Origin of the sequence: Mucilaginibacter sp. 5C4, assembly GCF_034345625.1 — a bacterium.
GTDB classification, from domain to species: Bacteria; Bacteroidota; Bacteroidia; order Sphingobacteriales; family Sphingobacteriaceae; genus Mucilaginibacter; species Mucilaginibacter aurantiaciroseus.
In genome coordinates this window covers 1,632,694-1,648,272 of the sequence record NZ_CP133775.1, presented here as the reverse complement: position 1 = coordinate 1,648,272, position 15,579 = coordinate 1,632,694, and the positions used below count along the sequence as shown (strand labels likewise).

11 protein-coding genes are annotated in these 15,579 nt (G+C 42.9%); 3 read left to right on the top strand and 8 right to left on the bottom strand.

Going from position 1 to position 15,579, the window contains the following annotated elements; translation table 11 throughout:
- The first annotated feature begins 75 nt into the window (after positions 1-75).
- Complete coding sequence (locus RHM67_RS07745; protein ID WP_252758305.1) at positions 76-330, top strand: (2Fe-2S) ferredoxin domain-containing protein; 255 nt, start codon at positions 76-78, stop codon at positions 328-330.
- Here RHM67_RS07745 and RHM67_RS07740 read toward each other — a convergent pair.
- Both RHM67_RS07740 and RHM67_RS07735 read right to left on the bottom strand, forming a co-directional pair.
- Complete coding sequence (locus RHM67_RS07740) at positions 327-857, bottom strand: ferritin (RefSeq protein ID WP_252758304.1); 531 nt, start codon at positions 855-857, stop codon at positions 327-329. The two genes, RHM67_RS07745 and RHM67_RS07740, sit on opposite strands and share 4 nt — an antisense overlap.
- A gap of 123 nt (positions 858-980) precedes the next feature.
- Positions 981-1,346, bottom strand: coding sequence for a hypothetical protein (locus tag RHM67_RS07735; protein WP_322231538.1), 366 nt, complete (start codon positions 1,344-1,346; stop codon positions 981-983).
- A gap of 100 nt (positions 1,347-1,446) precedes the next feature.
- Between RHM67_RS07735 and pgmB the strand changes: the two genes are divergently transcribed.
- Entirely contained in the window at positions 1,447-2,097 is a 651-nt protein-coding gene (gene pgmB, locus RHM67_RS07730) for a beta-phosphoglucomutase (protein WP_322231537.1), read from the top strand.
- A gap of 1 nt (position 2,098) precedes the next feature.
- Positions 2,099-2,824, top strand: a complete 726-nt coding sequence (gene bla, locus RHM67_RS07725) for a subclass B1 metallo-beta-lactamase (protein ID WP_322231536.1) — start codon at positions 2,099-2,101, stop codon at positions 2,822-2,824.
- A 180-nt stretch (positions 2,825-3,004) separates the two neighbouring features.
- On the opposite strand, the gene RHM67_RS07720 is transcribed toward bla, so the two are convergent.
- The 6 genes from RHM67_RS07720 to RHM67_RS07695 form a co-directional block, all read right to left on the bottom strand.
- The gene (locus RHM67_RS07720) at positions 3,005-3,157 is read right to left on the bottom strand and encodes a hypothetical protein (RefSeq protein WP_322231535.1); all 153 of its coding nucleotides are present in this window, start codon (positions 3,155-3,157) and stop codon (positions 3,005-3,007) included.
- 179 nt (positions 3,158-3,336) lie between these two features.
- Entirely contained in the window at positions 3,337-4,899 is a 1,563-nt protein-coding gene (locus tag RHM67_RS07715) for a VCBS repeat-containing protein (RefSeq protein WP_322231534.1), read from the bottom strand.
- Positions 4,900-4,922: 23 nt separating this feature from the next.
- Positions 4,923-6,242, bottom strand: a complete 1,320-nt coding sequence (locus RHM67_RS07710; RefSeq protein ID WP_322231533.1) for a vanadium-dependent haloperoxidase — start codon at positions 6,240-6,242, stop codon at positions 4,923-4,925.
- Positions 6,243-6,259: 17 nt separating this feature from the next.
- Positions 6,260-9,835 carry a VCBS repeat-containing protein gene (locus tag RHM67_RS07705; RefSeq protein WP_322231532.1) on the bottom strand — a complete coding sequence of 1,192 codons (3,576 nt, stop codon included), beginning with the start codon at positions 9,833-9,835 and terminating at the stop codon, positions 6,260-6,262.
- A 79-nt stretch (positions 9,836-9,914) separates the two neighbouring features.
- Positions 9,915-11,750, bottom strand: a complete 1,836-nt coding sequence (locus RHM67_RS07700) for a RagB/SusD family nutrient uptake outer membrane protein (protein ID WP_322231531.1) — start codon at positions 11,748-11,750, stop codon at positions 9,915-9,917.
- A gap of 33 nt (positions 11,751-11,783) precedes the next feature.
- Positions 11,784-15,041 (bottom strand): TonB-dependent receptor, encoded by a 3,258-nt coding sequence (locus RHM67_RS07695; RefSeq protein ID WP_322231530.1) that lies wholly within the window; start codon positions 15,039-15,041, stop codon positions 11,784-11,786.
- Positions 15,042-15,579: the final 538 nt, after the last annotated feature.

Below are 15,579 nucleotides of genomic sequence, written 5' to 3'. Positions count from 1 at the left end.
GTCTCTACGAAAAATAGCGTCTATCAAAAATAAAGCTGATATTTGTAAATTAATTATCTATAAAGAAAATGCGCGATGGGAAAATTCACTGTACCGGATAAAGTGCTGTTTGTATGTACAGGAAGCAAGTGTGCTAAACGAGGCGGCAAAAGCATGTACAAAACTGCCGAAAAGTTTGCCAAGCACAGCAGCGGAGATATAGAAGTGATACGTATTGAATGTACAGACCGGTGCGATTGGGCACCGGTCTGTACATTTTCTCCGGGTAACGTTTGGTTAAAAGAATACTCGGAAAAGGATGTTTTAAAGCTTTTGCTTAATAAGGATTAAGCTTCGCTGTCGTATTTTATTTTACCTACGTGCTTGTCAATTTCCCAGTTACCGGTACCTTCTTCGCCAATAACTTCAAATAGCTCAAGGGCACGGCGGGCTTTGTACTCTTCTTCGCGCTGTTCTTTCAGGAACCAGTTCAAAAATTCGTTGGTTACGTAATCCTGCTCGCTTAAGCAACGTGCGTATATATTTTTGATTGATTGGGTTACGCTAACTTCCTGGTCAAGCGCATCTTCAAATACCTCGCGGAACGAGTTGTATTCTTGTTTGATGCCGGTTACATCAGGTGATATCGCGTTACCGCCCATATCCAGGATGTATTTGTAAAATTTAAGCTGGTGTTGTCTTTCCTCTTCGGCTTGTTTAAAAAAGTACTCAGACGAGTAATCGAACCCATTACGGTTACACCATGATGCCATGGCTAAATATATAGATGAAGATGTTGCTTCTTTTTTAACTTGCTGGTTTAAAAGTGACTCTACATCGGCAGAGATCAGGCTTCTGATACGGATTAGATCTTTCATGGTGTTATTATTTTAGAACTATTTAAGCAAAACAACAAGCGTGCCTACTTAAATAATATACAATAGTAGGTGTTTATACCCGTGTGAAAGAAAATAAAAACAATATGAATTCAGTCTAAATTACTAAACTGCAATACGATACAGGCGATCTTGCAAAATACTGTTCAATTGCAGCATTACAAAGCTGCCTTCCAGTAGTTCTTTAAGGGCGATGATCTGTAGTAGGGTGAGAATATAAGTGTGGTCGCAAGCGCAGATGAAGATGATCTCTACGTCCGGGTCTTTAGCGTCTAAAAGTTTCGCTTCGATATTTACGTTGTAAACCGCTTTTTTTAGCTTAAGTAAACAACGATAATCAAATTTGGCAACCTTACCTGCAAAGTCAACATACCAGCAACGATCTGCATCGCTTTGATATACAGCGCCTTTTGCGGTGGCAAATACATCTGCCCAGATATTGGTTTGCGGAGTTGTTAAAGTTGTAACCATTTGACCTTACAAAAGACGCCATTATTTATAATTAATCCAAATAATATGGATAATTTATTTATAATGATTATTAACAAGGCAACTTATATCTTTACACCCTATGAATATCAAAGCCTGCATTTTTGACCTCGACGGCGTAATTGTTGATACCGCTGTATACCATTACCAAGCCTGGAAACGCCTTGCCAACACCATGGGCTTTGATTTTACAGAGCATCAAAACGAGCAGCTTAAAGGCGTAAGCCGTATGGCATCGCTCAACCTGATTCTGGGCTGGGGCGACATCACCAACAAAACCGAGGCTGAAAAAGAGGAATTAGCGGCACAAAAAAACACCTGGTATACCGAAATGATCGGCAAGATGACACCTGCAGAGATCCTGCCCGGCGCCCGCGAGTTTGTACAAACCTGCCGCGACGCGGGATTAAAAACAGCCATCGGCTCTGCCAGTAAAAATACGCCTACCATCCTCAATAAACTGGAACTTACACACCTGTTTGATGCTATTGTAGACGGCAACAGCGTAAGCATCCCCAAACCCAATCCCGAAGTATTCCTGAAAGGTGCCGAAGCAGTTGGTGTTGGCCCTGCCCATTGCGTGGTTTTTGAGGATGCCGTTGCCGGGATAGAAGCTGCCATAAACGGTGGAATGAAAACGGTGGGTATCGGCTCGGCAGATACCTTGACCAAGGCACAGATCGTAGTAAGCGGGTTGGATAAAATTACGTTGAATATATTGGAGGAATTGTAAGATGAGATTGCATGCGCTAATAATTTGTTTGTTATTCACTGCCGGGGCTTTCGCGCAAAAGGCAGTTAAAAAAATTGAGATAAAACACCTTACCAAAAACTATTATGTGTGCATATCCTATGGTTACCCGCCTGGCAGCGATGAGCCTTTCCCGGCAAATAGTTTACTTGCGGTTACGCCTAAAGGGGTTGTACTGGTAAATACACCCTGGGGCGATGAGCAAACACAAGAACTGGTAGATAGCGTTAAACGTCGTTTTAATAAAAAGATCATCTTTTGTGTGGCTACCCATTTTCATGACGATTGCGTGGCCGGCTTTAACATATTAAAAAAGCAGGGCGCAAAAACTTACGCCAGTAAACAAACCTATGCCCTTGCTAAAAAAGAAAAAAACGAATTACCACAATACACCTTTGCCCGTGATACTACTTTTAATATTGGCGGCGTAAAGCTGCAAACCTATTATCCCGGTGCCGGCCATACGAGTGATAACATTGTAGTGTGGTTGCCACAGGGCAATGTGCTTTTTGGCGGCTGCCTGGTTAAAAGCTTAGACGCCGATACCAAAGGCTTTACCGGCGATGCTGACCTTAACCATTGGCCCGTTGCCATTAAAAATGTAAAAACTAAGTTTCCTACCGCGCAATACCTTGTACCTGGCCACCAGGGGTGGCAGGGCGGCACTAAACAGCTAAGCCATACGCTGAAAATTGTAACGGCAAAATAGTTAGTTTTTTAGTTTATCCCGCGCTTTAACGATCTTTGTTACGGCCTCGGCTACAAATTCCTTTTGGTAGAGATCTAACTCGGTAACCGGGCTCGCGCCATCAAACTCGTAGCTGATTTTTCTGTGGCCGTTATCTTTCGCTTTAAACTTTCGGCCGTTCTGTTCAAACTCCAGGTAGCCTTAGTCTGATATGCGCTCGATGTTTTTTCCGTTCTCGGCAAAAATTACCTTGCCCAAGTATTTTATCTTTTGGTAAAGGGTACCTGTTTTGTTAACAATGGTGGTCGACTTGCCCCAATCGGTTCTACAAGCCAAATGTATTTCCTGCCACATGCCAGCATACCTTCTAAGGCTATCATTAACGATAATCAATCGGTGATGATACACACCCATCATATTGGCATCTACCCAGCTAATATAACCAAGATAACGGCCTACCTAAAACAAAAACGATGCTTACCCTACCCTGTTGAGTAGCATAAGCATCATCCAATAGTATTAAAGTCTATATTTTATTTCTTCATCTCGTTCTGCAATACAATGAATGGCTGGTGCTCGTCCCAGGTTGGCGTTAAGTTTGGCTGGAACAGGAAACCGCTTGCATAGTTGCCTAAAATTATATCTGGCTTGCCATCTTTGTTGATGTCGCTAACGTCCATGTTCATCCAACGGCCATATTTGCTAACGGGCACCGCATGGGCTTTAAACTCCATAGGCTTGCTCTGCTCAAAGTAAATGAACTCTTCAGCAGGGTTATTCTTCATATCAGCAAAAAAGGCTATGGTGGCAATATCCAGGTCGCCATCCTTATCAAAATCTGCAGCAATGGCTTTAGTTGCACCATTTATAGGGTAAAACCAAGTTTGCTTAAATTTATAATCACCGGTATTTTTGTAAATGTACAGGCCGTGATAAGGCTTTAGGATGCGCGAATCTCGGAAGTTGTAGCCACAAGTGTAGATCAGATCGAGGTTACCGTCATGGTCAATATCCGCCAATTGGAAGCTTGTTGAACCGTATACCGGCGGGAAATGTAACAGCTCCCTGCTTTTAAAGCCGCCTTTTTTATCATTCAGAAACAAGGACAAACCTTCGTCGCCACTGCCGAACAATACCATCAGGTCGGGGTAACCATCTTTGTTAAAATCCCCCGTTACGGCTTGTACTGCACCCGGCCTGTCGGTAATAGTGAATTGTTTTTGGGCTTTGCCGTTAGCGCCTAATTTGATTAGGAAAACACCGCCTTTTGTGAAACCCTGTCCTAAAACGATCAATTCATTTTTACCGTCTTTATCCAGATCGACACTTAGTGTTTGCACCGGCCTTGGCATATCAATAGCAATTTCTTCGGCGCTTAGCTTACCGGTAAGGTTCGCGCTGTAGATCTTGCCGCTGGCAAAGTCTACCGGGTCTATCCGGCCTATGCACGATAGTATGGCTTGGTCGGCACCAGTTGCATCTTTGGTGAAATTAGCATGCACTGCCGGCGATGGCAGGCTGGTAACAGCTTTCACCTTTAACTGGCTATCCCATTCGGTAAGCGTATTTGCAACAACATCGCTGGTGTAAATATTACCGGTGGCCGGGTTAGCGGCAACCATGGTGGTAAAGGCAACATTATTATTTGCTGCCGATTTTTTCATGGTGAAACCTGCCCAATCATTTAGTAACGGGCTTGGCTTTTTAGCCGCCGCTAAGGTATCGGGCGCAATTTTCTGGTAATAATCAACCATTGCCTGCCACTCCACAATGGTTATTAAAGTGGTATCTTTAGTTTCGTTACTTGTTTGTTTATAAAACGACTGCCCGTAGGTACCTATACCAAAATAATGCGCCATCGATGGCATCGAGTGCATGCGCCAAACGTCTTTAGTAAGTGCATCGGCAGGTACAAGCGCATGGCATTTTGTACAATGGATCTGTACAAGGTGTTCCCCATCGGCAATTACATTGCCGGTAAGGGTGTATGCACCTGCTGGTTTACTTTTGCAACCCTCTAATATGGTGCTAAATGATAGTAATGCAACCCCTGATAATATAAGAGATGTAAATACGAAGGTCTGCTTTATTTTCATGGATGTGTGGCTGATGCCGTTTCTTAGTTCTGTAATTTTAAATTATTCCAAATGTATTCGCCAATTTTTCGGCCTTGTGCCGCGCCCTGGTCTACGCTATTTTTGTAGTGAAGACCACCGTAAAAACGACTGATAGATGTTTCGTCCGCCGCTTTCAGGAACGAATCGAAATGGCGCTGCATGCCTATGTAACGCAGGTCGCTGGTATCCATGTAAGAAAAGTTATCGCCAAACAAATGCGTTAATATTACTGCCGATGCGCCGCTGATGTCGCTGTGCCCGCTTGGATATTCCGGAAATGGCGGGGTTTGCAGTAACGGCAACCAGGTATGGTCAATTTTATCGTTAATAACCGTAACAGGCCTTATGTATTCGGTAGTGTATTTAACCTGCCAACCGCAAATAAAAGCATCGTACAAAGCGATTGATGTTAAAGCATAGGCTTGCGCGGTTTTAACTGCATCAGCCTTTGTTTTTTTACAGGCGATAGTTGCGATACCAATCCAGTGGCCACCGGGCGTTATCTTTTTGTTTACGAACATCATGTGCCCGTTATGCTGTATCACAAAAGGGTTATCATCCCAAAACGTGGCAATGGTTATCTCCTCTTTTGTAAGGCTTTTGCTTTTCTCGTATACGGCGAGGTTCTGTTTAAAGTACTCGCTGTTTTTGTCCTCGCTAAAAGGCGGCGGCGGCGGCAAAGTAAAGTCCGATGATGATTTCACCATAAACGTTTCCATTGTGCCCCAGCAAAACTCAACACCATCTAAATAATCGGGTGCGGTTGGGTGCCATTTGCCGTTATCGCTGCTGCCCAAAAACCTTGGTTTACCACGTGTTTTGGCGTAGTTATCGGCTTTAGCACGTGCTAACACCGCTTTACCAACGCTTTCGCCAAAGGCTACAGAACGGGCAAAGGTGCTGTCATCAAGGTTGCTGGCGTACATGGCAAATACTTTGTCCTCATATTTTTTTAGCGTATCTACAGAGAACGTCACCTTATGCGCCACGGTAAAAAACGCTTTTGTAGCGGCAAGTGCAAAGTTATACTTCAACCCTTTCTTAGGTTGAGGGATTGCTTTAAAACCATGCAGCTGCCCTGCTATTGAATTATATTTTGGGTTTTGAAAACGCATAGCCTCGTACTGCGCCAAACTGGTATAACCATAAATGCGGCTTGCCACCGGCGGACTAAACACATCGTATATAATTACCTGGGTAAGCTGGTCTACATTCTCATGCAGTACATCTGCATCGCTTTTTAGGGCTATTTTTTGCTTTTGTTTACAGCTTACTGCCAAAAGGCAAAACACGGCTGCAATTAAAACTTTGTGGCTTCTCATGAGTTTTCGGCTATAAATTAATTTAGAGGTATATTCCTGCTTTGGCCTGTATTATTGGTTACAGTAACCGACGCCATTGAAGCATCAATATTAAAAAATCTGCCGGATTGTGACAAGAAAGATCCTCCATTATAAAACTCCTGTTTTGCTGTTTTACCGTTTTTATATTTGATGATGGCAAACATATCTAAAGGCTGCAGGCTAACTATGCGCACAGGTTTTTTCAGTTCAAACACCTTCATCGCGCCCTTGTACTGGCTGGCCGCAAGCAGATAGCCACCTTTAGCGCCGCGCAATTTAACCAGCGCCTTACCATCACCGGGAATGTAAAGGCCGCTTTGCATAATGGTTAGCGGTTTAAAGCCGCCTTTGCCGTCACCCTTTAACAGCAACCCGTTAAAGGCATCGTAGCGGCCGGTGCTTACTTCGGTACCGTAGTCGTTACCGCTTAGGGCTACATCAAGGTTGCCGTCGCCGTCAAAATCATCTATGATAATACCCGCCAGTTGCGACGTTTGCGCTTCTATCGGCAAAGGTATTACGGTAAATTTCCCGTGCCCGTCGTTCCGCAGGTAACATGATCTAAGCTCATTAACTTTTAAACGAAGCGCCCCCTTGCGCATTTCAGGTGTTATTACACTATCCATTGTAGCTACGGCGTACGATTTAAAGTTTTGGAATTTAACCCTCATGCTGATGATCTGCTTCACCATATCCTCGCGCGTATTCGCGGGAAATTCCTTCATCACCCCGTCCCTGTCTTTCAGGAATACCGACGGGATGGCATCGTAACTATCATTATTGTCAAAATCTTTAGCGGTGATGTACGCCGGGTATTGCTCAGTAGCCTTGTAAAAAGTATTTAAACCCGTGTTGCCTACAATGTAATCAATATCTCCGTCGTGGTCAAAATCACCGCCGGCAATGGTATTCCACCAGCCTAATTTATCGGCAACGCCTGTACTTGCGGTTACGTTTTTAAATACGCCGTGGTCATTTTTCATAAATGTAACCGGCATCCATTCGCCGGTTATCACCAGGTCGGGCCAGCCATCGTTATCAAAATCGGTAAAGGATGCATCGCACACCAAACCTAAATTATTTAAGCCTTTAGCTGCTGTTGTTGTAACATCTGTAAACTTGATCTGGCCTTTTTTGCTGTCGTTTCGAAGGATCAAACTCGATACCGGTTTTGGATAATTCCATGGGTTTACCCTGCCGGATACAAACAGGTCAAGCGCACCATCTTTATTATAATCTACCGCTTTTACACATAATTTACTGGTAAAATTGGCAGGTAAAGCGCCAATCTGCAACGTAAAGTTACCCTTGCCATCGTTAGCGTAGATCCTGTCCTGGTATGATTTTGAGCCGGGGGCATCTTCATAGCCACCACTGGCAGCGTATAGGTCCAAATCGCCATCGCCATCGGCATCAAATAATAATAAACCTTCGTCCTTATACTTATCAGTTAAGCTTTGTGCCGATGCTAAAAGGTTACGCTGAATAAACTTGCCACCCGCTTGCTGTAAAAACAGTTGCGCCGGATATTTTGATGTACCGCCTACAACCATGTCGTCAAACCCGTTGCCGTCAACATCACCTACGGCAATAGCGGGCGCGTATTCAGATAGTTTATGCGGGATCAGTTTCTGCACGTTAAAATCGGCAAAGTCAACGTCGTTATGTTTGTAGTTGATGCCTACCGCCCTGGTAACTTCGGTAAACAGCGATTGTGTATTTATCTTAGCCGTATCGAAGCTATATGGCGATTTGGCGTTATTGATATCAACCTTTACGGTTTGGTCGGCTTTAATATTGGTAAGCGTTTGCTGCCTGCCGTTTTGCCATTTGATCACTACCGAATCCACCTTATCTATTTTACCTAAGCCAAAATGAGCTATATTTTGAATAGTTGACAAATACCCGCGGAACGGTGTATTCTCGTAAACCTGGTGTTTGCCATGGTCGTAATAAATATCAGCCCAGGCACCTATCCCATCCTTATTCTGTGGGCCACCTTTAAATTGCACCTGCAAATAATGGTTGTTGGCTTTATCGTTTGCACGAGAGTTATTTTTGTACACAAAGGCTTCGTCATCAATATTATTAATGATCATATCCAGCGTGCCATCGTTATCCAGATCGGCATAGGTTGCTCCGTTAGAGAACGATGGGATATCCATCCCCCATGATTTGGTCACATCCTCAAACTGCAGGTTGCCATTATTGCGAAACGCGTAGTTAGCTATTTTAACCACAGGGATCTGTTGCAGGATCTGCTTTTTAGTAGCAACCGCAAATGATTCGTTCCTGAAGGTGATAAAATCGTGATCGGTAACATCCCGTGGGTAACCATTGGTTATTACAATATCCCTAAAGCCATCGTTATCAAAATCGGTTATCATAGGGCCCCAGCTCCAGTCGGTTTGCGCCACGCCGCTCATAAAGGCAACCTCGGCAAACGCGGGCGCGCCAATAGAATCGTTTTGGCCTAAACGCGGCCCTTGGTTTAACTGTAAAGTGTTATGGTTATATTGGTATTGGTAGCCGTAAAAGTCAAAGTTTTGGTATAGCTGGTATGATGTGGCGGGCATAAACATTTTTTTACGATAGTTATCCTCCGGATCCATATCCAGTTCAAAAACATCGGCAAGGCCATCATTATTAATATCCTGCACATCCTGGCCCATGGCGCTGGTGGCAGTGTGTTTAAAGTATTCCTGTGTACGGTCGGTAAACGTACCGTCGTGGTTGTTTATGTACAGGATGTTGTTTGGTAAAAAGTCGTTGGTTACGTAAATATCTTTCCAGCCATCGCGGTTAATATCTACAATACTGGCCGCATGGCCATACCCCTCGACCAGGATGCCTGCCTGTTTGGATACATTGGTGTAAACCGGATGCTTCAAAGTAGTATTATAATCGTTACGGTAAAGCCTGCCGGTGCTGCGGCTGCTACCATCTTTCAAAAGCGGCCTAAAGGCGCTGGTGTTATCTGTTGATTGTGCCTCGTTAACGGTTAGGTACATATCAAGGTCGCCATCGTTATCATAATCAAAAAACGATGCCATGGTGGAGTGTACGTTTATGTTGAGGCCATACTCCTTTGCCTCTTCTTTAAATATCGGTACGCCGTTTTTATCGGGTCCCTGGTTAATGTATAATAAGTTTACCCTTTTAACGGAATCGTTCAGTAAGGTATTACATACGTAAATGTCTTTAAGGCCATCGTTATTTATATCAACAACTGCCACGCCGCGGCCCCAGCCACCTTTGCCGCCTACGCCGGCTTTATCGGTAACGTCCTCAAATTTAAAATCGCCTTTGTTTAGGTATAATCGGTTTGATACCGCATTACCCACAAAGTAAATATCCTGTAAGCCATCGTTATTAAAATCGCCTATGCCAACACCACCGCCGTTATAAATATTTAGCTTATCAAGCGGGTTGATGGTATCGTTTTCAACTATCTCATTATTAAATTTTATGCCCGAGTGCGATGAGGAGATCCGCTCGAACATGGTAGCCTTTTTACAAGAAAATACAAAAAGCGGCGCAATAATAAATAGCAGATATTTAAGGGCTTTCATATAGCGATATTAAGAATTTTATTCATAAAAAAAGAGGGAGGGATAAAAAATCCCCCCCTCTTTTATAAGTTATTTACTATTAATAACCTTTGTTTTGTTTCAGAGTACCTTTAGAGATATCTATCTGGAACTGAGGTATTGGGTATTGTTCATTTTTGTTTGGAGTGAACTTAGCAACCTTCATAACCGCTGATGTAAAGGTTGGGCCAAAATCACGGGTGTTTTTCAGGAATTTCTCAATTTCTGTTGACATGAATGTACCTGCAGGGCCGCCATTAGTAGCATCCCAACGAGATAAGTCAAAGAAACGGTGTCCTTCCATACCTAACTCAATCTTGCGCTCAAAGTAAACTGCTTTGCGGGCATAAACTTGTCCGTTTGTAGCAAACTGGCCAGTATATAAACCTACTTTGTAATTAGCAGCAAACTGGGTGTTATCAACAATTGGTTTTGTAGCATCGCCACCGGTGTAACCAGTTAACTTACCTTTAACCCAACCGCTTTGGTCAGCAGCACGGGCACGTACCTGGTTAACATAACCTTCTGCAACTGAAAGTTGGGTTGCTTCAACAGCACACTCAGCAGCCCATAATAATACGTCAGCAAAACGGATAGCGTTGTAGCTGTTAGAAGTTGCCTGGTTTGCAGCCCAACCACCGTAAGCATCAGAAGTTGTTGCTTGTGCAGCTTTGTAATAAACGTTTTTGATTGGCAGGTACGGGCCACCGTTTGGCTGGTCACGTGCCCAGGCAGCACCCGGGCAAATTCCCCAATCCAGATATGGGATACCACGACGGCCTACTGACCAGTCTAACCTTGCATCAAGCAATTCGTTACCTGGGGTAAACGCTACGTCGGCAGATACAGCCTGGTCATTTTTAATGAAATCGTTTTGGTAAGTATCAATTAATGGTAAACCATCAGCGTCAACTTTAAACGAATTTACAAAATCAAACGTTGGCTGGAAGAAACCACAGCAACCTGCAGGGCCACCAGACGGGAAGTTCAATACAGAACCCGCGTTACCGTTTAAGCCATTTGCACCATCGTTTACAGATGTTTGTACAACAAATACACCTTCGGGACCATTTTTGGTTGACGGGTTAAAGTTGTTTGCATATTTGCCTAAAGCGTAAGATGCTCCTGAGCTTGTTTTACCGTTAGTAATAACATCTTTTAAGATGGTAAAAGCATCCGGATATTTGTGATCGTACATTAGGGTTTTAGCCTGGAAAGCCAAAGCAGCCCATTTGTTTGCACGGCCAATTTGAGGCTGTGTAGCAGGAAGATCTGCTGCAGCTGCTGCAAAGTCAGCTTCGATTTTATCCCAAATTGTTTTATCATTCGTCACTAAGTAATTATTAGCCGAGTAGGTAACTGTTTCATCAACATAAGGAACCATTTTCCAAATTTTTGCAGCTTCCAGGTGATAAAAACCACGCAGGAAACGGGCCTCGGCAATGTATTGCTTTATCTGATCCGGAGTGATAGAACCATCTTTAACAGCTGGTATCAACCTCAAAACGTCATTTGCACGTTGCACACCGGCGTAACAAATACGCCATTTGTGATCCAGGTAATCGTTAGAACCTGTTGCGCTGAAAGCCTCCAGATTGGCAGCAGCCGGCTGGTCACCAGGGTTAGAACCTTTAAAGGCATCCCCAGCTACCACGCTACCGTATACCCAGTTATCAGTACCGGTTTCCCAAGGGGCACCGCTTTGGCCATTAAAAACGCCATCAACAAGGGAGTACGCTCCAATTAATACACCATCAACACCTGTACGTGTTGCAAGTACCGAAGGGATCAAAGAGCTAATTGGTGCCTGATCAAGGTATTTTTTACATGAATAAGATCCACCAAGCAATACGAGTGTTGCCGGGATAAGGACTTTTAATTTAAAACTTTTTTTCATAACTATTTACTTTAAAAATTACGTTAGTTATTATTAGAAACTAAGGTTTACGCCGAAAATAAATCTGCGCTCATTGTTAGGGTAATTACCTAAATCTACACCCTGGCTGTTACGTCCGTCAGCTGATTGTAACTCCGGATCAAGGCCACTGTATTTTGTAGCTGTGAACAGGTTGGTACCTTGTACATAAACACGAAGTTTATCAACACCAACGCTCTTAAGCAAGTTTGGTGCAAAAGTGTAACCAACTATTACCGACTTTAATTTAAGGAATGAACCACTTTCTACGTAGTAAGAGTTGATTGCATCAGCTGTACTAAAATTCGTTGTTTTTTCAATAATTGGGGCTTTAGCATTTGCGTTCTGAGCCGCGGTTTTTGTAGGATCCCAAGAGTTGTTTAACAGGTCTAAACTTTTGTTACCGGTTTGTGAACCGTAAAAGTTAGTCCAGTATTTAACTGTATTGTAGATATCGCCACCATGTGAACCATATAATATGGCACCTAAGTCAAAGCCTTTGTAAGCAACGTTTAAGTTAACACCATAGGTGAAATCTGGAGTTGGGTTACCAATTTTGGTACGGTCAGCATCAGTAATACGGCCATCACCGTTTACGTCAGCATAGCGGAAGCGGCCAGGGGCTGCGTCTGTTTGATAAACCGGTACCGAACCAAAAAGATCTGGTTTTTGCTTTGCGTTAAGTGCGTCAATTTCGGCTTGGGTATTCCAGTAACCTTGTACTTTGTAACCGTAAAATTGACCAATGCTACCACCTACCTGGTTGTAAACTACGTTACCGTTACGAATACCTGAGGCAAAGAAAGGCGCGCCCAGTTCTGTAATCTTGTTTTTTAATGTTGTTACGTTAGCACCAATTGAGTAAGTTACACCTGAAGTACTACCGTGGTAAGTAGCGCTCATGTCTAAACCGTTGTTAACCACAACACCGTTATTAACCGCAGGCCATGCGCCTTCAGAACCACCTGCAAGTGCAGAAATTGGCACATTTACCAAAAGATTTGAAATGGTTTTTTTGTAATACTCGATACTCAGATCTAAATGATTGAATAATGACGCATCAAAACCAATGTTAAAAGTTTTATCAGTTTCCCAGGTCGTTTTATCGTTACCTAAAGAAGTCAAATAATAACCTGGTGTTATCGCGCTTGATGAACCAGTAATTGGGTACGCTGATGAACCTGGACCACCACCAAATGCGGTGTAGGCGCTATTTGTACCAACGTTACCATTGTAACCTGATGTACCGTAGCTACCGCGGATCTTTAGATCGTTTAACCAGGTAGAACCTTTAGCAAATTCTTCCTGAGTTACGCGCCATGCAGCGGAAACTGCCGGAAATGTACCGTATTTTCTGCCGGAACTAAAAACTGAACTACCATCACGACGTACAGTTGCGCCAATAATGTACCTGTCATTAAAGGTATAATCTAAACGGCCAAATAATGACTGAATAGTGTTAAGGTTATTGAACTGGCTATTTGCAGTTGTTTTGCTAGCCTGCCCGTTAGAAATATTTGCGTAGAATGGATCAAGAGAGAAAAGGTTTATAGCGTTCGCGTTTATATTGCGGCCTGTGGAACCTCTTTGCTCGTAACCGGCTAACACGCTAATGCTGTGTTTGCCAAACACTTGTTTGTAATTAATAGTATTGCTCCAGTTAAAGCTGCTATTATATGATGAGCCTTCACTGTAGCTGTTATTACCACCGTGTGCCTCACCGCTATCGTACTGGCGGTAGCCAATATTATAATAGTAATTGTTAGAAATATCAGCACTGTAAGCAGTACGTGCAGTAAAGTGTTTTAGGATATCGGCCTCTGCAAAAACAGTACCTTGTAAACCGTACTGGTTAGTGTGCGTGGTTTTTTGACGCTCTTGTATACCTACCGGGTTAAGCGCATTACCTAATGCGGCAGGGCCTGCATAAGTACCGCCTAAATTACCGGCAATATCACGTACCGGGATGATAGGAAGCGTACGGTAAGTTTCAGAAATTGAGTTACCCTCATTTTGGTTACCACCATTGGATAAACCACCAGCACCGTTAGGTGAAGTTATATACGAATAGCTGATGTTTTCACCTAACCTGATGTGGTCTTTCACACTAAAAGTAGTGTTAACACGGGCTTGGTATCTTTTAAAGTAAGTACCAATAAGTGTACCTTGTTGGTTGGTGTAACCTAAAGATAAGAAGTAAGCGCTTTTGTCGCTCGCGCCGCTTGCGCTTAATGAGTGCTGCTGAATTGGCGCAGATTTGAAGATCTCGTGGAACCAATCGGTACCAGCACCTTTAGCAAATTTTTGGATCAGATAATCTCTCGAAGGATCGTTATCCAGGTGATAGTTTGGCAGGAACGTGCTTGCGTTTGCCTGGTTAAATACACCTTTTGAACCCCCGCCTGACTGGTAACCGTAATCGGCAATTTTACTACCAATTAATAAAGCGTTACCCGGATCTGTTTTTACTAACAATTGCTCAAACTGGTCGGCATTTAATGTATTAAATACGTTACCGCCTAATGGTTGAGTAGTACCGTAAAACGCATCATAAGAAATTGTTGCTTTACCTTGTTTACCTTTTTTGGTAGTTACTACAATAACACCGTTACCACCGCTAACACCATAAATAGCTGCAGCACCCGCATCCTTCAATACAGAGATAGACTCGATATCGTTAGGATTTACATTTGACATGCTGCCTGTTTGCAAACCATCAATTACATAAAGTGGAGATGAGCTACCGAAGTTACTTAAACCACGAATGGTAACCTGCGCACCAGCACCCGGTGCACCTTGTGTTATTACGTTAACACCGGCCGCCTGGCCTTGTAGCATGGTTTCTGAACTTACAGATGGTACAGATTTTGCAGCTGCAACGTTTACTGTGGTTACCGAACCGGAAATGTCTTTTTTACGTTGCGTAGTGTAGCCTGTTACTACTACTTCGTTCAACGAGTTATTGCCGGCCTGCAAAGCAACATTTAATGTTTCGCTTGCGCCTACCGTAACTTCATTTGATTTGTAACCCAGGTATGAGATGACCAATACGTCACCCGGGTTAACATTGATGCTAAACTGTCCGTTAACATCAGTTTGTGTACCGATGGTAGTGCCTTTAACGCGCACACTGGCTCCTACTACTGGCAGCTTGTCGTCGCTACCGGTAACTTTACCTGTGTGTTTTGTTTGAGCATTAACTACCAATGAAGAAACTAAGCAGCATAGTAGCAGGCATAGTGTTCTTCCCTTAAGGAGTAAACTTTTAAACATGAGATTGAGATTTAGTTGATTAATATATTTGATTTAAGACCGTATTAATGAGGATGGCCGAAATGCTTGGTGAGATAACAATGGCAACCACCTCAAAAAAGATTTTTTTGATTATGGTGCCCCCCTGGCCGGGCTGGGATTATTAGTACGTTGGGTTTGTAAAAGTTTTATCATATAGTTACACTATCCTGTTAAAAATATCATACCGTTTAACGGTTGCTGAACGATACTTAATGCTCATCAATTCTGTTTATCCGTTAAATTGTGTTTGCCTATCTGTAAAAAGAAAGGTTTATAATTGGTATGCCCTAATATAAACAGAGTGTATAGGTTACACAAGCAACTTAATACGAATTATAAATTATTTATTTTCCATTGCATAAATCATTGCAATATTTCAATTAAATAACCATTTATTAAACACATCTTAATAATTCAATATTTAGTTTAACAAATTCGTAATGTAATATTTTTGTTATAAAGCGTTTATTTAGGTAAAATGCCACATTTGCTTTTTATAAAAACCCAAAGAGCGCTT